Genomic DNA, 19,449 nt, shown 5'->3' with positions numbered 1-19,449 from the left:
CCCTTATTGTTTACGTATTATATTTTTTCAGGTTTAGTTACCACAAGGATTCAGATAAATGAATGTAGATAAAGCAAAAAAACGCATTGAAAAGCTAGCCAAAAGAGGCTTCAAAGGCTACCCAGTTGTATCATTCGAGTACTTTGGTGCAACAGCTGACATCGCAACAGAAGTTGTGGTGACATTTACGTCAGAAGAAGGCGCAGCGCCACAAGCGCAAAAGTTTGCAAGTAAAACTGACGCACGCGAAGATGAAACGATCCAATCGGTACTGGTTAAAACTATCGAACGTACTGATGCGAGTACTGTGGCTGTAGTTGAAGGTGTATCGCTCATTAAGTAAAGGGCATTACCCTGAGTGAGGATGCAAGCGGCTTTCGAGCTGATCATCTTAATTTTAGTGCAATACAACCCAGTTACTCGGGGTTGTGTTGCATCGTTTAGTAAGTATTAAACCCATTCTAAATCACCGGATAGAGTGACATCACCAGTAGCATTGCCATCGTTATATTAAAGGCTTTTAAGCGTTTACGGCTGGTTAAAAAACGCTGCATTTTTTGTCCTAAAAGCACCCATAGGCTGATGGCCGGTAGATTAATAACCGCGAATATTAGCGTGACAAATAATACCGTATTTAAGTCGCTAGACGTGGCATAAATGCTCAACGCAGTCAGCGCCATTGTCCATGCCTTTGGATTTATCCATTGGAACATTGCAGCTTGTATAAAGCTAAATGGCTTGGTCTTGGTGGCATTGTGTTCCAGTGTGGTATTAGAGGTGGCGATCTTAAAGGCTAGATACAGTAAATAAGCAATACTCAGTATTTTTAATATGTCATAACTGACAGGAAAACGCTGGAAAATTTGCATAATACCGAGCCCCACTAACAGCAGCATAAATATAAATCCTACAACGATCCCCAATACATGTGGCACGGTTTTTCTAATACCAAAACTAGCGCCTGAGTTCATTAACATCAAGTTGTTTGGTCCTGGAGTGACTGAGGTGACAAATGCAAAAGCCATAAATGCGGTTAGTATTTCGACGCTCATAAAATCAATCTCTTTAAGTAATCCCTAGTTAATTAAATGATAATTCAGTTATAGTGGGATTATCGTTAAAAATGATCAGTGAAAAGGACTTATGAAACAACAAATCATCAAAAAGGATGCTTTTAATGACAGGATCTTACAAGAGCTTCAAATTAACGGGCGGATCTCTAATGCTGAGCTGGCTGAAAAAATAAATTTATCGCCGTCAACGTGTTTACGTCGAGTGCAGGAATTAGAATCCAGTGGGGTGATCAAAGGCTACCGCGCTATTCTAGATAGTGAACTGATGGGAAATGGTTTTATCGCTTATGTGGAAGTGGGGCTAAGTGAACACACCATGGCGGCACAGCAACATTTCGAGCAAGAGATCACACTGGCGGAAGAAGTGAAAGAGTGCCACAACATTACCGGCTCCTCTGAATATCTATTACGTGTCGAAACCAAGAATTTAAAAGCTTATAAAGTTTTTCACTCCAATAAATTAGGGGCGATACCCCAAATCCGCATCATTACCACGCATGTGGTGATGGACTCTCCGAAAGACGATCGGGCGTAATGTTTATTGATTATCGAGTAATGAAAAAGATTAAGTATTAGTAACTAAAAAGGGGCGAAACAGTGATAGTTTCTCCCCTTTCGATTAACTTTACTTAGCTAACAATCATTTTATTAAAAATGAATGCCGTTTTCTAATGAACTGATACGTGCCAGTGACAAGGTATCAATACCTTTTTCTGCTAACATTGCCGCGCCACTTTGGAACGATTTTTCAAACAAGATACCCACACCCACTAATTCAGCGTTAGTTTGTTCAAGGATTGCCAGTGTACCTTCAACTGCATTACCGTGTGCTAATACATCATCAACAAACAAGATGCGATCATTGTCATTAATGTGTTCAACATTACAGTTCAACTCGTATGAGCTATTTTTGGTAAAGCTGAACACATTAGTGGTTAGTACATTTTCTGGGTCTAACATGCTGCGTTTTTTCTTCATCACCACTAATGGCACATTTAATTTTAATGCCACCAAGGTTGAGATAGCAATCCCGCCGCTTTCAATGGTGAGGATACGGTCGATTTTAGCATCTTGAAAGTGGATCGCTAGTTGCGATGCACACCAGTCTAAAATTTGAATATCAATTTGCTTTGTTAAAAAGCTACTTGCGTCTAAGGCTACGTTGTTCACTGATTTTCCGTGCTCTAAAATCGCTTTTTCTAATAAATTCATGTGTCAGTCCCTAAATTATGAAATTGCTAAATAAACAACAAATAGTAGTGCGAGTGAGTAAATAATCGGATGAACTTTTTTGCCGTCACCTTGTACTAACATGACGAAACAGTAACTGATGAAACCCATTGCCATGCCGTTTGCAGGCGAGAAGGTTAACAAGCTAAATACCATAATAAAGAATACCGGAATGGCTGATTCTTTCTTATCCCAGCTAACATTTGCCAAGTTCTTAATCATATAAATACCAATAACAACCAGTGCCGGCGCCACAATCGCCGAGGTAAATATTGAGAATACAGGGAACAAGAACATAGATACTAGGAACATCACGGCCACCGTAATGGCGCTGATACCTGTTTTAGCCCCCATTGATGATGCCACTGCCGATTCTGAATAAGCAGTAATGGACGTTGTGCCTAATATAGTACCTATGATGGTACCACCGGAGTCAGCCACTAATGCCGATTTTGCGTTTGGTACTTTACCGTCTTTACCGATAATGCCTGCATCACGGCCGACACCCACAATCGTGCTTAGACCATCGAAGAAATCAACAATGAAAAAAATAATAACCAAGAAAATCAAATCAGTCATTTTTGGCATTGTCAGTTGCGACAAGTCAAAGATAGCACCGAATGTGGGCGCTAAACTGGGCGGCATAGAAAATACTTCAGTTGGTAAGGTAATTAAGTGACTACCCAAGAAGTGATCGCTTAATAAACTTAAAATAATAGACGAGATGAATGAAATAACAGTCGCGAGTTTTATGTCTCGGACTAAACAGCCTATCGCAATAAAGATGCTGAACAGGGCGATAAATACTTTGGGGTCGCTGACATCACCCATGCTTACTAAGGTGAAAGGGTTACTTACAATGATACCGGCGTTACGTAACCCCAGAAAAGATACAAATAAGCCCAGACCAACTGCAATACCGAGTTTTAAATCTTCAGGGATCGCATCAATCATCACCTTACGAGCCGGGGTTAAGCTTAAGATTAAATACAGACAACCAGAAAGGAAAATAGCAAACAGTGCTTCATGCCAAAGTAACGAGATACCGCCACCGAGTAAGATAGCTTTAAAGAAGCCGTTCATCGACATGCCCGGTGCTAACATAATTGGGTATTTAGCAAACGCACCCATAATGAATGTGGCGATTGCTGCAGACAGTGCTGTTGCAGTAAAGACCGAGCCTTTGTCTATCCCTTCGATGCTGCCTAAAATTGCCGGATTCACTGCTAAGATATAACTCATCGCTAAAAAGGTAATTAAACCCGCATAGATTTCATTTTTTACAGTTGCGCCACGCGCAGACAGGAGGAAGTACTTGTCCATTAAACACCCATTACTATTAAGTTGGTTGATTTAAAATGACAATATTCCGAAGTATAAACTTGGGTAGGGGAACCATACCAGAAAAAAGGTACAGTTATCCTGCTTCATTGTAGGTCTGAAATTTACGGTTTCAGAGTAGAGACTTAAGGCCCATATTGCCAAAATTATACAACGTCACATTGCTTGCGGGGCATCTTAAAGATGTTGACGCGGTTGTCAATTTTTTTATGTTGGCTGAACATTCAAAACAGAGAGATATCTAGGCGGAAAATAGCTGGTATTGCTATGGGGAACTACTACTTATAGGGCGTTGAGGATAATTAGGTAGATAATGGGGTAATATTAAAATAAATTAAATTAATTGACTTGGTGGTCAATATTTAAACAGGTATAAATTATACTTTATGACTGTGTTTTTGAGTGAAAATGTCGTTAATTTGTGCTTGTTATGTCTAGATAGGCAAAATAGCCTTTAAATACAAACTGTGTTTATTATAATACTGTTGCCTCTTAAACGAAAAATGGCGAGCCTCGGCTCACCATTTCGATTAACGTTAAACTATTACTTTTTAAGATCAGCAATTGCTTTGGTTAATTCATCAACTTTTGCGTTTAATGCGTCGACTTTAGTGCCGTCAACACCTGAAATTTTAGTGAACACTTGGTTTACACGTGTTTCTAAAACGTCAGTTGAGATTTTTTTATCAGACAATTTTGCTTTAGCTGATTCTTCAATCTTAGTGCCTTTAGCAACAAGTTCTTCGAATAATGTTGAAGATTTGTCTGAAACTTTGTTCGCTTCATCAATGCTCTTACCGTATGCACCAAGGCCTGCTAACCAAATGTTTTTAGCAATTTCGTCTTTGCTGCTCCAAAGTTTCTTCGCTGTATCAACTACGTTTAATTGTGTCATGGTTTTTATCCTTTCAGGGTGCGTTTCGATTTGTTGAAGCCAGAATAGGGTTTTAAATTAGAAAATGCATACAAATTGTGTATTTAGTTTTGTTGAGTAACTTATAATTAAATAAATAATAATTAGAGTTATTTTTCTGTTTAACTGTGCTTCACTTATTGGCGGTTATACTCGTAAAATATCGTCTGACGTGGGGTTTAATCTTATTCCTCAGCATTATTTGTTTTAGTTTTAACTATTGCAGGCAAGTTACTTATTAAGCAACTATCTTACTATTTATAATCACTTAAACCGTTATAATGAAAAAATAGTAATAAACAGCATCGTTTTTTTCCTAAGCGATTATAATTTTACCAAATTATTTGGGGTGCTAGCAGTGGAATTTGAAATTTTAGTAAAAGATGGTTTAGCGCTTGTTTCTCGTGTTAAGCAAGAAATTCGTTTTATCCGTTCATGCAACTACACGCAAGCAAGTCTTGATATCTTACATACAGCTTCTTTTAATTTGGACTCAGCTGAAGATCTGCTCAATTATGCGAATGAATTGGCATTAAAAAATGATAATGTTGCCGGTGAAAAAGTATTGATTGCCAGCAATGCGATTAAAAAAGTTCAGTCTATGTTATCACGACAATTTGATGCCGAGCTCGATTGCGAAAGTCAGCCTTGGTTTGAAAACGTGACTGCAAATATCGGAATCTGTGCATAATTTAAATGATAAATCTAGGCTAAAAATATTGATGTGAGATGTAAAAAGCCAACGACTTACTGTCGTTGGCTTTTTACGTATCTAACCGAGTTCTCAATGGCTGAGTGCAATAAGGTCCTTGCGGAGATAGATCAACAAATATTTAACGAATACGCTGTGAAGTAACTGTAAATATCATCCGTTTAATTACCTAGCCAATGGCAAGTTTAGTTTCTGCGTAGCGCAGTTTTTTTGTTCTTGGGCTCGCGAGAAAGTAAGCTAGCGTTAATGGCCCCAAGCGTCCCATAAACATCATGAAAATGATAATAAACTCACCCGATTCAGAAAGACTGCCTGTTAAACCTCGGGATAAGCCGACGGTGCCCAGAGCGGAAACCGCTTCAAACACAATATCAATCATGGGTGCTTTCTCACTGAGTAACAGTGCAAAAATGGCTAGCCAAGTGATCCCGATTGATATCATCGTCAACGCCAGCGCTTTACTCACCGTGTCTTTAGCTATTTCACGTTTAAATACGTAGATCGATTCATCACGACGCAAATAACTATACGTAGCCAGAATCAGTAACATAAAAGTAACTACTTTAATCCCGCTAGCGGTACTTGACGAGCCTCCACCAATGAACATTAACACTAACATTATGGCTGTGGTTGCATCTTCAAGTTGGTCAATCGCTAAGGTGTTAAAGCCAGCCGTACGCGGACTGACAGCCTGAAACCAAGATGCTAACCATTTTCCTAGTTCGCTGAGTGGCGCTAAGGTATTTGGGTTATTGTATTCAATCAGATAGATGGTAATAACGGCGACCGCATTGATGAATATTGTTCCTGTAATCATCATCCGGCTATAAACGGTCAAACGCGACCAGCGTCGGTTACGGCGTAGATCAGTCCAGACTGAAAATCCAAGACCGCCGATAATGAGTAGCCCTGTAATTGTCAGGTTAACAATAGGATCTGCGACATAAGGCATTAAGCTATCCGCGCTCAAGGCAAAACCAGCATTGTTAAATGCGCTGATGGTATAGAAAAATCCATGGAACAAACTGGTTGTCCAACCCAATTCGCCACTCCAGTATACCGAGAGAATCACTATACCAATCAGTTCTACGAATAACGAAAAGGCTAATACCGACTTGGCTGTGGATGCTAGTGTTGAGGTGTCGGTCTGGTTAAAGGCTTCTCTTGCCACTGTACATTGTAAAAAACTGATTTTTCCGCCTAGTGCAATCAGTGTGACAATAGCGAACGTCATTAGCCCTAGGCCACCGCATTGGATCAGTAGTGCAATAATGGTTTGACCAAATGGTGTGAATGCCGTTCCCGTATCGACCACAACGAGACCTGTGACGGTTACCGCTGATGTTGCTGTAAAAAAACTTTGCAACCAAGAAATAGGTTCTAGTGTTGCTATCGGTAATTTCAGTAAACAGGTTCCAAGCAGAATTAAAAGTGCAAAACTGCCACTCAAAATGAGTGGTGGTGCGCCAAGTAATTTCTTACCAGCTTTGGGTTTACGCTCAATGGGTGAGACCGAAGGATGCCATAATACCACGTTACACCAACCTTGGAGCGATGTACTTTAGTTCCGTACGAGTGCCACACAGTAATAATGTGTCATTTACATGCAATACAAAATCATCATTAATGTGAGTGAAAACTTCCTGTTCTCGATTAACTAAAACCGCACTCACCTGATTCCTTGTATGACCAATCACTTCAGAGATTGGCTTATTATGCAGCGTTGGTTTTATATGAATTTCGACTACATAAAATCCATGACCTATGGAGAGATAGTTATTCACCATTGGGTAATTAAGCGCCTGCGCTACACGAACTCCCATTTCTTCTTCAGGGTGAATTATCCGTGACACCCCGAGTTTTGATACTATCGTATGGTGGGCTTTCGTACTTGCTTTAACCCAAATGCCTTTTACGCCAAGGTTCTTTAATGCTAACGTGCAAAGCAGGCTAGCTTGCATGTCTTTCCCTATTGCAACCAACACGGCTTCACTGTTTGCGAGGTCTAATTCACTTAGCACACTTTCGTCGGTAGCATCACAGATAACTGCTTGAGTCAGTTCCTCTACGTACTTTTCAACAATTTTAGGATCTGTGTCGACCCCTGTTACTGTGTGGCCAAGATGAATTAATTCCAAGCTGGCAGAGATGCCAAACCGCCCCAAACCAATAACCGTAAAATGAGCCATAATGACTGCCTTTTCTATTTTCCAAAAGTGATAAAGAAGCATCCGCAAGCGCTGCTCGGTATCGTTATGTTAAGTAAATAAAATGAAATGTGTTCTAGGATAAATGACGTTCGGCATTATCTGAGATTAAGCGGTAGCCCAGTCCTGATTCTGTCTTTATGAGTTGTTGCAGATCGGCCCCATCGCTCAGTTTCTTACGCAGCTGGCTCACTAGAATTCGCAAATAATGGGTATCACTGCGATGCGTGTGTCCCCAAATGTCCTCCAGCAATTCTGTTTGTTTCACTAGTTTTCCAGGCTGGTTCATGAGTTTTTCAACAAAAGCAAATTCCTTTTTGGTTAAGGCGACCTCTTTACTATCCAGCCAGACTTGATTCGTGCTTTTCTGTAATTGAAGTCGGTCACTGACGAGTATATCTGAGCAAGACGCTTCATCGACCAAATCACGAACAAGCACTTTAATGCGCACGATCAGTTCTTTAATGCCGAATGGTTTGCTCAAGTAATCATTCGCTCCCGCTTCTAATAGGCGTACTTTTTCTGCTTCCTGATCTCTTGCTGTTAGGATAAGCACAGGTGTTTTAACGGTTTGACGAATAGACTGCAAAAATTGAGTGCCATCTCCATCAGGCAATCCCAGATCAAGCACAATAATATGCGGCTGTTCCCGATGGAAAATATCCAGAGCTGATTTAATCGATGTTGCACCAATATAGTCGAAACCTTCCGCAGCCAATGAGATACGAATAAAAGTATGAATTTGTGGTTCATCATCGACCACCAATACTTTATAAGTCATTTATTGCTCCTCTTTAGTGATGGGTAAACGTATACGAATGAGACAGCCATGAGTCACGGGTATCGCTTCAACATTACCGTTATGAGCGGTCAGAATCCCCTTAGCGACGGCTAACCCCAGTCCGGTGCCACTATCATTACTTTTGTGCGTACTCTCGCTATAAAACAAGTCAAAAATATGTGCGGCTTGCTCAATCGTAATACCGTCGCCTTCATCCTGAATATCTAAAATGACCTCATTACCTGCTTGGTAGGCGTTGATATTGACCATGTTGTCTGAAGGCGTGTAACGGAGAGCATTGTCTAAGACATTAAAAATAGCCTGTTCAATTAAGGAACTGCTTATCTGCAACATCGGTAATGGCGTTGCAGCGATGAGCTTGATACGTTGCTGTGATTCTGGAAAACGATCGATAGTTTGGTTAACGACGTTTAAGATAGAATCGTCACTTTTATTGAATTTGAGCGCACCATGCTGCAATTTAGTTGCTTGAAGTAGGTTTTCTATGTATTGATGCAGCCGATGGCTTTCTGCTGTTGCGCTGTCTAACAATTCTATTTTTTCGCTTTCGCTAAGTTTTTCCATATATTCTTTCAGGGTCGTTAGCGTACCTATGATAGTCGCTAATGGCGTGCGTAAATCGTGAGAAACCGAGAGTAGGATACTGTTTCTAAGCTGAGCTTGTTTTAACTCATTTTTCTGACGTTGATAATGCTCTGCCAATTGACTCGCTGTCAGTGCGACGATGACAAATACCAGCAGGTTCACGATATCGTCCATATGAAACATCTGTAAAGAATAACGCGGAGTCGTGAATAAGAGATTGAAACTCACGGCTTCGAAGATAGCAGCAAAATAAGCAAACTTCGCGTTACACCGTAAGGCCACTACCACCACGGCTAACTGTAAAATAAGCAGTACCGCAATCGTTGCACCGAACAGCAGATCAATGATAACGCTACTTAATAGCGCACTCATTAATATAACGAATGTGAAGAACATGAGGTTAGAACGCCAATACTTGTACATGATACAAACAGACCATAAAGAATGATTTGTAAATACTTTAGCAAATTAGTGTCAGTTGTTCGCGTAAAGAAAGCGTAAAATTAGTGATTATGTATGAGGTAAAGCTAATAGATAAATACGTCTCACGGTTGTTATTTGATAATTAATTATCGTTAATCGATAATTAATTATTGAAATATACTTATTTCTACCTTAGTATCCAGTTATCTACTCAACAGGATTACTTATTATGTCCAAGATTCAAAAGCAAAGCCGTCGTGCACGTATATTTTTTCAAAGTCTGTTTGTGCTAACCCCAATTGCGGTATGTTATTATTGGCTAACAGTTGAAACATCATATGATTTTCTTACATCATTCGGCGTTATTCAGGTCACTCATAACATCGACAGTTATACACAATTACCGCTAACGTTAACAACGCGAATATTAGCCACCATCGCCAGCTCATTTTTATGCAGCATCATTATGTATGCGCTTAAGGTACTGATTAATTTATTCCGCAGCTACGAACGTAATGAGATTTTCACACTTGATAATGTGATGAGTTATCAAAAGTTAGGTTACAGCTTATTCTATTGGGTTGGTGCTTCTGTGGTTTACGGTGCATTGATGTCGGCTATCTTGTCGTTTAATAACCCTCCGGGTGATCGCATGCTGGCAATTGGATTTGTCGGGGTGGATTTTTTAACATTAGTGCTTGGTTTTATTATCTTGATTATTTCATGGGTGATGAAAGAAGGTTATATTCTTGCTGATGAAAACAGCCATACGATTTAAGGAGCCGAGATGACTATTTGTATTAATTTAGATGTAATGATGGCCAAGCGAAAAATGCGCTTAAAAAGCCTAGCTCAAGCTGTTGGCATCACAGAGGCAAACTTGTCGATATTAAAAAACGGCAAAGCGAAAGCGGTCCGGTTATCAACACTCGACAAGCTTTGTGAAGTACTAGAATGCCAGCCTGGCGATATTCTAGAATTTGAAGTTAATCGTGATCTTAACCACGATGATAATGTGCGTTAATTTTAGCGTCGATATTTACCGAGATTAGTCCTTAATTTATCTTTGCTAACTTGGTTTGTGGGTATTTGGCCTACAAACCAAGCATTTCCTTCCCGCTGTCTCTGCCATGTTTTTTATCAAACCATTGGCACAATTGAAAATACCAGTAAGCCCGCCATGCTGTAGTTAAAAACTTTAATTTTTGCTGGCGCTTGTAAGATCCCCTGCAGTTGCTTTCCGGCTGTTGTCCATAAGCTAACGGAAGGCACGTTTACCAGGCCAAATATCAGCGATACCAGTAAGATATCTTGCAGTTCTGCAGAGGCGGCATAAACGCTGATAGCGGTTAATGCCATTGTCCATGCTTTCGGGTTAACCCACTGAAAACTGGCGGCTGACAGGAAAGACATCGGTTTGTAGTCAGATGCGTCGTTTGTCATGGGTTTGCTTTTGGCGATCTTAACCGCTAAATACAGCAGATAAAGCATACTGGCGATGCGTAAACTTTGCTGCACAACTGGATAGGCTGTAAACAGTCCCATCAAGCCCAAACCAACCAAAGCAACCATTAAACTAAAGCCAAAAATAATGCCGAGCATGTGGGGAATAGTGCGCATAAAGCCTACATTGGCGCCAGAGGCCATTAGCATAATGTTGTTTGGCCCTGGTGATACGGTTGAAACCAAAGCGAAGGTTATTAAAGCTATAAGTTGTTGATATTCCATTTTCAATCCATTTGTTAGTTCTTATGTGTTGTTGTATTTTAAGCAAGTATGCGGTAAATTTTGTGTCTATATTTGCTCTAATTGATGAAAATACACAAGGAATGGTTGTTATGGATAGGTTTGACGAAAGGATCTTGCGTGAGCTTAAATTGAACGGCAGGTTGTCTAATGTTGAGCTTGCAGAAAGGATCGGATTATCTGCATCTGCGACATTACGGCGCGTGCAAGAACTAGAGCGCAGTGACGTTATTCAGGGCTATCGCGCTGTGCTAAATTCAAAAAAATTGGGTATTGGTTTTATTGCTTATGTCACAATTGGCCTGTCGAGTCACAGTAAAAAATCACAGCGTGGTTTTGAAGAACAGATCATGGATGTAGAGCAGGTGAGCGAGTGCCACAATGTCACGGGGGCTAATGAATATCTGTTGCGCGTCGAGACGGCTGATCTGACCGCTTACAAACGCTTTCATTCCGATGTGTTAGGCGAGATCGCACAAGTGAATTCCATCACCACACTGGTGGTGATGGAAACACCGAAAGATGAACGGACGTAGCGTTTAACTCTAATCCCATTTCTATTAAGCCGTTTGATTCAGCATTTAACATTTTCACGTCCATTAAACTTTCTTTTTGCATCGTCATAACGGTTTATATGCAGAAGGCTAATCAGTTATTGGTCTGCTAACTGTATCTTCCTTAACAAGTTTGCTAACTGCGCTTGCTCTTGGTTGCTAAGTACGCTGAGCATGTTGTCCATGTTGGCAACATGCGCATTCAATGCTGTGTCTACCAACTCAACTCCCTTTTTAGTCAGAGTTACTTTACAGCTGCGTCGGTCTTGCTCGCTGGCAATGCGTTGGACAAATCCATTTTTCACCAAGTGTTCAATACGCATGCTGACCGCCCCAGAGGAGAGCATAAGGGTATGATACAACTCTGTTGGGGTAACCGCTGTGTTGCTGCGACGTATGGTGGCCAAAATATCAAACTCGATGCCGCTTAATTCATATTTTTTAAAAACAGGATCTAACTTTTTCTTCCATGCATCATTGGTTTGACGTAATCGCCCAATAATTCCCATTGCAGAGCAATCCAGATCGGGCCTAACAGTTAACCACTGTGCAAGGATTTTATCGACTTTGTCTGATGGCATTTTTATCTCTCAAATAAATATCTTTTCAAAAAGATACTTGATTTAAGAATATATATCCATTACTTTCAGTAAAGTATCTTTTGCAAAAGATACTTTACTGAAAGATTGATAATTAATTAGTGGAGGTGAGTTATGAACAGGATCCAGCAAATTAAGACAATAGCGTTAACCGCAATTGCGCCCATCGTTTGGGGTAGTACTTATATAGTGACAACCGAAGCATTACCACCAGAAAGTCCGCTTATTGCTTCAACCATCCGTGCGCTTCCTGCAGGGATATTACTGGTGCTAATTAGCCGTACTAAGCCAGCAGGAATGTGGTGGTTGCGTTTGGCTACACTCGGTTTTTTGAACATAGGTTTATTTTTCTATTGCTTATTTTTTGCGGCAACCTACCTACCGGGGGGCATGGCGTCGATGGTCATGTCTAGTCAACCTGTGATTATTATGATCTTGAGTTGGTACTTGCTGGGAACCAGTTTTTCTTCACAACAAATGCTCGCTTGTGGATTCGGTATCTTTGGAGTGAGTCTGCTGGTGATTAATAGCTCTGCGGAACTAAATGTCGAAGGTGTGTTGATTGCCATTCTTGGCACCCTAAGCATGGGGTTAGGTGTCGTGCTGACAAAAAAATGGGGACGTCCAACGGGGATGACAATGCTTGGATTTACCGGTTGGCAGTTATTATTTGGCGGTATAATTCTGTTACCTGTTTCACTTTGGGTGGAAGGTGTTCCAACCCAACTGACGGCAACCAACTACTTTGGTTATGGGTATTTGAGCATTATTGGTAGCATTTTAGGTTACTTTCTCTGGTTTCGTGGTATCGAAAAGCTACCACCCGTGTCGGTCTCTTTTATCGGCTTTTTAAGCAGTGTGTCGGCCTGCTTCCTTGGTTATCTTATCCTAGATCAAACGCTGACTTGGCCTCAACTTATAGGTGCTTCAGCCGTTTTGTTTTCAATCGTGCTGGCTGCGCCTCGGCCATCTGCACAAACTAATCACTTAGCACAATTGCAAACTGTAAAACGGAGTTAATATGAAGCTTACTATCGTATCTGGAAGCCAAAGAGCGAATTCTCAAAGCCTGAATGTTGCCTATTACCTACAAACATTGGCTGACCGCCATTTTAACAAGGTAACGGTTCTCGATTTACATCAACTGAAGCTGCCATTTTGGAATGAGGGAGTATGGCAAGGCGATGAGGAGTGGAAACCATGGCAATCTATTGCGCAAACGCTTAAGCAATCGGACGCGTTCATTTTTATTACGCCTGAGTGGCATGGAATGGCAACGCCTGCATTAAAGAATTTTTTGATGCTAGCCACTGACGAGGAATTAGCTCACAAGGCCGCGCTGCTGGTGGGCGTTTCTGCAAGTGTTAATGGTGTTTACCCGATTAGTGAATTACGAATGACGGGTAACAAAAATAACCATGTGTGTTTTTTGCCTGATCATCTGATATTTCGACACTGCGATGATACTTTGATATCTGAGCATGAATGTACTGACCAGAATTTACATGATCGCAGCGAGTATACGGTGGCGTTGCTTGCCGCTTATGCTAATGCGCTTGCTCCTGTGCACCGCGATATGGTCAATGCGGGGAAACCGTTCCGCTATGGCATGTAGCCTCATATCTCGTTTAATAAGGCGTTGATTGTTGCTAGTCAGCGTCTCTTTGCTTAATCATTAAGGAAGACATTAACATCATTGATATGAGTGAATAGAGTTGATCACATTTTAGCGGTGTAAATATGTACTTATTCAGTTATGTAAAATACACTTATATATAGGTCTGACATGTTACTTTTTATTAAAGAGAAGCATATAAATGAGCATACATCTCCACATGAAATATATGCCAGCGCTAACACTATTAGCCTGGTATAACATCGATCATCAGCTATCCTGCCGTTTGTCTTCAGAATAACTTCTATAGGCGATTTTTAACATCGCCTTAAAATAACCTTAAATTCTCTTCGTATTATTAAAAGTATGACAAAGGTATTCTTATGGAAAACTTTAAACATCTGCCTGAACCCTTCCGTATCCGGGTTATTGAACCTGTGAAACGCACTACTCGTGAACATCGTGAAATAGCCATTTTAAAAGCGGGTATGAATCCATTTCTGCTCGACAGTGAAGACGTATTTATTGACCTACTGACTGACAGTGGGACTGGTGCAATTACCCAAGATATGCAAGCTGCGATGTTTCGTGGTGATGAAGCATACAGCGGCAGCCGCAGTTATTACGCGCTGGCGAATGCAGTGAAAGATATTTTTGGTTATGAACATACCATTCCGACTCACCAAGGCCGTGGTGCCGAACAAATTTACATCCCTGTGCTTATCAAGAAACGTGAAATGGAGAACGGGCTAGACCGTAAGAAGATGGTTGCACTGTCGAACTACTTCTTTGATACAACACAAGGGCACACACAAGTAAACTGCTGTGTCGCGAAAAATGTATACACAGAAGATGCGTTTAATACCGCGGTTAATGCCGATTTCAAAGGTAACTTTGACCTTATTAAGCTAGAAGAAGCGATCCTAGAAGCGGGCGCAGTAAATGTTCCTTATATTGTCAGTACCATTACTTGTAACTCTGCGGGTGGCCAGCCTGTTTCTATCGCCAACTTAAAAGCCGTGTATGAAATAGCGCAAAAATATGCCATCCCAGTGGTCATGGACTCAGCGCGTTATGCTGAGAATGCTTACTTCATTCAGCAACGTGAAACTAGCTATCAAAACTGGACCATTGCCGCGATCACGCGCGAATCTTACAAGTATGCCGATGTGCTGGCAATGTCGGCGAAAAAAGATGCCATGGTGCAAATGGGCGGACTACTTTGCTTCAAAGATGACGCTATGCTGGATGCCTATAGAGAATGTCGTACTTTGTGTGTGGTTCAAGAAGGTTTTCCTACTTATGGCGGCCTAGAAGGCGGTGCGATGGAGCGTCTTGCTGTGGGTCTTTATGATGGTATGCGTCAGGAATGGTTGGCATACCGTATTGGTCAGGTGCAATACCTGGTAGATGGACTCGAGGGGCTAGGCATCGTATGCCAACAAGCGGGTGGCCACGCCGCCTTTGTTGATGCGGGTAAATTACTGCCTCATATTCCCGCGGGTCAATTCCCTGCACATGCCTTAGCTTGCGAACTATATAAAGTCGCCGGTATCCGTGCTGTTGAGATTGGTTCTCTGCTGCAAGGTCGTGATCCAGTGACTGGCGAACAACATGCTTGTCCTGCAGAGCTACTTCGTCTTACTATTCCTCGTGCCACGTATACGCAAACCCATATGGACTTTGTTATTGAAGCATTCCAAAAAGTGAAAGAAAACGCAGCTAACGTGAAAGGTCTGGACTTTACTTACGAACCGCCAGTTCTTCGCCACTTTACTGCGTTACTTAAAGAGGTTGAAACAGAGCCAAAAAAAGGAAACGTAGACACTAGAATTCTAGAAGAAGTTTAATCCAGAGAAAAGAGCGTCACCTTATTGGTGGCGCTTTTTTTTGTTTTTCATTCATGTTTTATGAGGAACCGCCGATACGCTAGATTGTGTCATTAATGGATTATTTAGAACATTCTCGTAATTATTGAGTGATAAGTAGAGAGTTATGGATGTAATTAAGGGTATGTTATTGATTTATAGCATATTCAAATATTGTTAAATACTGTTGAGGCTCATTGTTATGGATGTAAATTATCTCAACAGTTTATCTCTGATCTATCTAATTGTGGAATAAAAAATGATAAAAAATTTAGGATTTAAAAGACTCATCATATTGTCGGTAGTTATCTTACTGAGCGTTATTTTACTTGTTTCAAATATAATTTCTTACAATATACTTAAATCTAAAACCATTGAAGATGTGAACCTGCTGTCGAGTTCAATCGTAAGCTATGAAGCTAACAAAATTGAAGATTGGTTTACAACAAAAACGGATGCGCTTAATGCGATAACCCAAAAATACAAATCGAATAGTCTGGGTGATGATTACGTCACCATCGCACGACTCATAAAAGAAACCAGTGGTTTTGCTAGCGTCTTTTTCGCATTTGACGATGGTGTCACGTATTCTACCGCTCAAAATTCAGATTGGGTTAATGGCGTTGCGATTCTAGAACGTTATGATGCGCGTCTACGCCCTTGGTATATCAAAGGGAAGAACACCGCTACACTCGATGTGACGAATGTTTATAACGCTAAAAGTACGGGTCTTCCGGTTATTTCAGTTGTTCGTAACATTGATGATGGTGTACTACTTGGTAATATCGATTTAAAAATTCTTGAAGAAACCGTTAAAAATGTGGATTACCCTGGTTCTGTCACTGCCATTATGGATAGTGACGGTTATGCACTAGTATCAAATTCACCGGCATTGAGAACGGGGGTTAATTTTTCTGATGTCGGCATGAGTAATGTTCAAACCGGTATGTTAAGTGGGCGAGCGAACACAACGGCTTATACTGTAGATGGTGTCGATAAATTAGCCTTTACGCAAGAAATTACACTGGTCAATGGCAAGCGCTGGTACTTATTTATTGGTGTTGATAAGTCAGTGGCTTATGCAGAAGTCGATGAGGCGTTAGAAAGTGCTATTGTGGTCTCTGCTATCATGCTCGCAATTGGCTTATTCTTGACCATTACTGTACTGAATATAGTGTATCGTCCGATTGTCTCACTGAAAGAAGTGGTCATGGATTTATCGAAAGGTAATGGTGATTTAACGCGTCGCTTACCGGTTGAAAGTAACGATGACTTAGGTGATATTTCGGCAGGTATTAATGCTTTCATTACGAACCTGCAAACCTTGATGTTAGAGATCGATAACTCTTCACAACATATTTCCGAAAGTGTAGAGAGACTAGAACAGCAAACAACGAGCAATAATCAAGTATTGGATGCTCACTCAATTGAAACAGATCAAATTGCAGCAGCAGTAGAAGAAATGAGTGCCACGGCGAATGATGTTGCCAGCAATGCTGAGGAAGCGTCACAATTTACAGATGCCATGAATAAGCAGGTAAATACGTCGAAAGTGACGGTTACATCGACCACCGCAACCGTTTCTAAGCTGGTTGAAGATGTAGAAAGCTCATCAAAAAGTATTCAAGACATTGAGAAAGATACGCAAGCTATCACGAAAGTACTTAATGTGATTGGTGAGATTGCTGAACAAACAAATCTACTGGCGCTTAACGCGGCAATTGAAGCTGCGCGAGCCGGTGAACAAGGTCGTGGTTTTGCTGTTGTTGCTGATGAAGTGCGTGCGCTAGCAGCGAGAACGCAAGTGAGTACGGCTGAAATCAAAGAGACGCTGGATGCATTAACTGCGGGTTCAAGTTCTGCGATATTAGCGATGAATATGACCCAAGAGACTTGCCAAGAGGCTGCTAAAAGCACCTATACGGTAGCTGAAGATTTGGACCATATCGCCAGTTCTGTAACGAAAATTAATGATTTAAATACGCAAATTGCAACCGCGGCCGAGGAACAAAGCAGTGTTTCTAATGAAGTGACGCGTAACATGACTGCGATCCGTGAAATGGCGCAAGAGCTAGCCATAAACGGTCAATCTACAGCTCAAGAGTCGGTAAATGTTGCTGTTGCTAATGAGCAACTGAAATCAATTGTGGCTCAATTTAAACTGAAGTAATCTCGTTCAGTTTGATTTATTGAAAAAGCCATTAAGCATTAATGTTTAATGGCTTTTTGCTTTTATCAACTTTGTTCTTATTAACTTAGCGCTTTTAACCAATCACTATTTGACCTAATACATAACCAACCAGACAGGCAGAGATAACGCCGATTAAGCCCACCGACATGAATGAATGGTTAAAATAGTACTTACCAATTTTCGTTGTGCCTGAATTATCAAAGTTTACCGTGGCAATATCTGATGGGTAATTGGGAATAAAGAAGTAACCATATACCGCCGGCATTAAACCGATCACTAACGCAGGTTCGAGTCCTAACGCCAAACCGACAGGTAACATCATGCGTGCTGTGGCCGCTTGTGAGTTAACCACTACCGAGACGATAAACAGCGATAATGCAAACGTCCAAGGGTGTAGCGTGACCATATCAACAATACTGGCTTTGAATTGCGGCATCGCGTATTGGAAATAAGTATCTGACATCCAGGCAATACCAAAAATAGCAATGGCGGCGACCATTCCTGACTTGAAGACTACGCCATTCGGCACATCGCGCGGGTCGGTTTTGGTGGCAAGTAAAATCACCCCACCAAACGCCAACATCATCATTTGGATCACCACCGACATTTTGATTGGCGCAGCGCCGTCGGAGATGGTCCGAATTTCAGGGAACATGGCGATCACCACGATAGACACAATCGCACCTAAAAAGATAAATACGGCGTTACGTGCTTTGCTTGGTAGTGCTTCATCTAAAGAGGTTGATGTGGTATTTAAGATCTTTTCACGCCAGATAGGATCGTTTAAGCGTGCTTGGTATTCCTCATCATCCTCTAACTCTTTACCACGACGTAAACTATAAAGTGCCAGCATCAAGGTACCAAATAACGTGGACGGCACGGTGACCATTAAGATCGACAGCAGGGTGATAGAAGAGTCGACATCCACTAATTGGGCTAAATAAAACACCACAGCAGCAGAAAGTGGTGAAGCGGTGATCGCAATTTGCGACGCCACTGACGCTGCAGCCATCGGACGTTCAGGTCGAATGCCATTTTTAAGGGCGACATCACCAATGATCGGCATAATTGAATAGACTGCATGCCCTGTACCGAGCAGAAATGTCATTGTATAGGTAACAAAAGGGGCAATGAGCGTCACGCGTTTAGGGTTCTTTCTTAAAACACGCTCAGCCACTTGCAGCATATATTTGAGACCGCCTGCAGCTTCGAGGATCGAGGCACAGGTGACAACCGCTAAGATAATCAGCATGACGGTGACAGGCGGAGACGTAGGTGGCATTTTGAAGATAAAGACCTCAATGACCAAACCAATCCCTGATACCACCCCTAAACCTATGCCACCAAATCGGGAACCGATATAGAGCACGACTAATAAAAACATAAATTCAAAATACAACATAAACGCCCCAAATGTATAACTTTATAGGTATCAAGGGTATCTTGTAAATTAACGCGTTAAATTGAGCTATTTCGCATGTTGAATAGAATGCAATATTATTTCATGGTCAGTTGATGTCAGATAACATTTTGATAAATAATATAATTATGGATCAACAATATGAGCGGTAATAAAAAATAACGAGTGAT

Annotated in this window: 21 protein-coding genes and 1 riboswitch; of the genes, 10 read left to right on the top strand and 11 right to left on the bottom strand. The window is 41.1% G+C overall.

Features of this window, described 5'->3' with window-relative positions; genetic code table 11:
• Window positions 1-58 precede the first annotated feature (58 nt).
• Entirely contained in the window at window positions 59-343 is a 285-nt protein-coding gene (locus tag HRT96_RS04665; protein ID WP_293131803.1) for a hypothetical protein, read from the top strand.
• 118 nt (window positions 344-461) lie between these two features.
• Here the strand turns inward: HRT96_RS04665 and HRT96_RS04660 are convergent, their stop codons facing one another.
• Window positions 462-1,052, bottom strand: coding sequence for a LysE family translocator (locus tag HRT96_RS04660; RefSeq protein WP_293152917.1), 591 nt, complete (start codon window positions 1,050-1,052; stop codon window positions 462-464).
• Between the two features lie 91 nt (window positions 1,053-1,143).
• On the opposite strand from HRT96_RS04660, the gene HRT96_RS04655 reads away from it, so the two are divergent.
• A complete protein-coding gene (locus HRT96_RS04655; protein WP_293131797.1) occupies window positions 1,144-1,608 on the top strand; it encodes an Lrp/AsnC family transcriptional regulator in 465 nt (154 codons plus the stop codon).
• Window positions 1,609-1,721: 113 nt separating this feature from the next.
• On the opposite strand, the gene HRT96_RS04650 is transcribed toward HRT96_RS04655, so the two are convergent.
• The 3 genes from HRT96_RS04650 to HRT96_RS04640 all read right to left on the bottom strand — a co-directional run bounded on the left by HRT96_RS04650 (window position 1,722) and on the right by HRT96_RS04640 (window position 4,539).
• Entirely contained in the window at window positions 1,722-2,285 is a 564-nt protein-coding gene (locus HRT96_RS04650; protein WP_006031355.1) for a xanthine phosphoribosyltransferase, read from the bottom strand.
• A 15-nt stretch (window positions 2,286-2,300) separates the two neighbouring features.
• The gene (locus HRT96_RS04645; protein WP_293152914.1) at window positions 2,301-3,626 is read right to left on the bottom strand and encodes an NCS2 family permease; all 1,326 of its coding nucleotides are present in this window, start codon (window positions 3,624-3,626) and stop codon (window positions 2,301-2,303) included.
• 90 nt (window positions 3,627-3,716) lie between these two features.
• A riboswitch (purine riboswitch) is annotated at window positions 3,717-3,818 on the bottom strand.
• 370 nt (window positions 3,819-4,188) lie between these two features.
• Window positions 4,189-4,539: a phasin family protein gene (locus HRT96_RS04640; protein WP_006031353.1), complete on the bottom strand. Its 351-nt coding sequence runs from the start codon at window positions 4,537-4,539 to the stop codon at window positions 4,189-4,191.
• Window positions 4,540-4,915: 376 nt separating this feature from the next.
• Here HRT96_RS04640 and HRT96_RS04635 point away from each other — a divergent pair, with 376 nt between their 5' ends.
• On the top strand, window positions 4,916-5,248 hold the full coding sequence (locus HRT96_RS04635; protein WP_293152911.1) for a hypothetical protein: 333 nt from the start codon (window positions 4,916-4,918) through the stop codon (window positions 5,246-5,248).
• A 190-nt stretch (window positions 5,249-5,438) separates the two neighbouring features.
• On the opposite strand, the gene HRT96_RS04630 is transcribed toward HRT96_RS04635, so the two are convergent.
• The 4 genes from HRT96_RS04630 to HRT96_RS04615 form a co-directional block, all read right to left on the bottom strand.
• Window positions 5,439-6,803: a TrkH family potassium uptake protein gene (locus HRT96_RS04630; protein WP_293152908.1), complete on the bottom strand. Its 1,365-nt coding sequence runs from the start codon at window positions 6,801-6,803 to the stop codon at window positions 5,439-5,441.
• A 1-nt stretch (window position 6,804) separates the two neighbouring features.
• Complete coding sequence (locus HRT96_RS04625) at window positions 6,805-7,458, bottom strand: TrkA family potassium uptake protein (protein ID WP_293152905.1); 654 nt, start codon at window positions 7,456-7,458, stop codon at window positions 6,805-6,807.
• A 94-nt stretch (window positions 7,459-7,552) separates the two neighbouring features.
• A complete protein-coding gene (locus HRT96_RS04620) occupies window positions 7,553-8,257 on the bottom strand; it encodes a response regulator transcription factor (protein ID WP_293152902.1) in 705 nt (234 codons plus the stop codon).
• Window positions 8,258-9,286 (bottom strand): ATP-binding protein, encoded by a 1,029-nt coding sequence (locus HRT96_RS04615; protein ID WP_293152899.1) that lies wholly within the window; start codon window positions 9,284-9,286, stop codon window positions 8,258-8,260. It lies immediately after the preceding gene.
• Between the two features lie 229 nt (window positions 9,287-9,515).
• Between HRT96_RS04615 and HRT96_RS04610 the strand changes: the two genes are divergently transcribed.
• The gene (locus tag HRT96_RS04610) at window positions 9,516-10,064 is read left to right on the top strand and encodes a DUF2975 domain-containing protein (RefSeq protein WP_293152896.1); all 549 of its coding nucleotides are present in this window, start codon (window positions 9,516-9,518) and stop codon (window positions 10,062-10,064) included.
• Between the two features lie 9 nt (window positions 10,065-10,073).
• Window positions 10,074-10,310: a helix-turn-helix transcriptional regulator gene (locus HRT96_RS04605; protein ID WP_293152893.1), complete on the top strand. Its 237-nt coding sequence runs from the start codon at window positions 10,074-10,076 to the stop codon at window positions 10,308-10,310.
• A 116-nt stretch (window positions 10,311-10,426) separates the two neighbouring features.
• Here the strand turns inward: HRT96_RS04605 and HRT96_RS04600 are convergent, their stop codons facing one another.
• Entirely contained in the window at window positions 10,427-11,014 is a 588-nt protein-coding gene (locus HRT96_RS04600; protein ID WP_293152890.1) for a LysE family translocator, read from the bottom strand.
• A 110-nt stretch (window positions 11,015-11,124) separates the two neighbouring features.
• On the opposite strand from HRT96_RS04600, the gene HRT96_RS04595 reads away from it, so the two are divergent.
• Entirely contained in the window at window positions 11,125-11,568 is a 444-nt protein-coding gene (locus HRT96_RS04595) for an Lrp/AsnC family transcriptional regulator (protein WP_293152887.1), read from the top strand.
• Window positions 11,569-11,684: 116 nt separating this feature from the next.
• On the opposite strand, the gene HRT96_RS04590 is transcribed toward HRT96_RS04595, so the two are convergent.
• Window positions 11,685-12,167, bottom strand: coding sequence for a MarR family transcriptional regulator (locus HRT96_RS04590; RefSeq protein WP_293152884.1), 483 nt, complete (start codon window positions 12,165-12,167; stop codon window positions 11,685-11,687).
• Window positions 12,168-12,299: 132 nt separating this feature from the next.
• On the opposite strand from HRT96_RS04590, the gene HRT96_RS04585 reads away from it, so the two are divergent.
• From HRT96_RS04585 to HRT96_RS04570, 4 genes are all read left to right on the top strand, one after another.
• On the top strand, window positions 12,300-13,205 hold the full coding sequence (locus HRT96_RS04585) for an EamA family transporter (RefSeq protein ID WP_293152881.1): 906 nt from the start codon (window positions 12,300-12,302) through the stop codon (window positions 13,203-13,205).
• A 1-nt stretch (window position 13,206) separates the two neighbouring features.
• The gene (locus HRT96_RS04580) at window positions 13,207-13,800 is read left to right on the top strand and encodes an NAD(P)H-dependent oxidoreductase (RefSeq protein WP_293152878.1); all 594 of its coding nucleotides are present in this window, start codon (window positions 13,207-13,209) and stop codon (window positions 13,798-13,800) included.
• Between the two features lie 383 nt (window positions 13,801-14,183).
• Window positions 14,184-15,650, top strand: coding sequence for a tryptophanase (gene tnaA, locus HRT96_RS04575; RefSeq protein WP_293152875.1), 1,467 nt, complete (start codon window positions 14,184-14,186; stop codon window positions 15,648-15,650).
• Between the two features lie 277 nt (window positions 15,651-15,927).
• A complete protein-coding gene (locus tag HRT96_RS04570; protein WP_293152872.1) occupies window positions 15,928-17,838 on the top strand; it encodes a methyl-accepting chemotaxis protein in 1,911 nt (636 codons plus the stop codon).
• Between the two features lie 94 nt (window positions 17,839-17,932).
• On the opposite strand, the gene HRT96_RS04565 is transcribed toward HRT96_RS04570, so the two are convergent.
• Complete coding sequence (locus HRT96_RS04565) at window positions 17,933-19,261, bottom strand: anaerobic C4-dicarboxylate transporter (protein ID WP_293152869.1); 1,329 nt, start codon at window positions 19,259-19,261, stop codon at window positions 17,933-17,935.
• Between the last annotated feature and the right edge of the window lie 188 nt (window positions 19,262-19,449).

It is taken from the genome of Moritella sp. (genome assembly GCF_013215705.1).
GTDB lineage: Bacteria > Pseudomonadota > Gammaproteobacteria > Enterobacterales > Moritellaceae > Moritella.
This window is presented reverse-complemented; position numbering and strand designations above follow the sequence as displayed.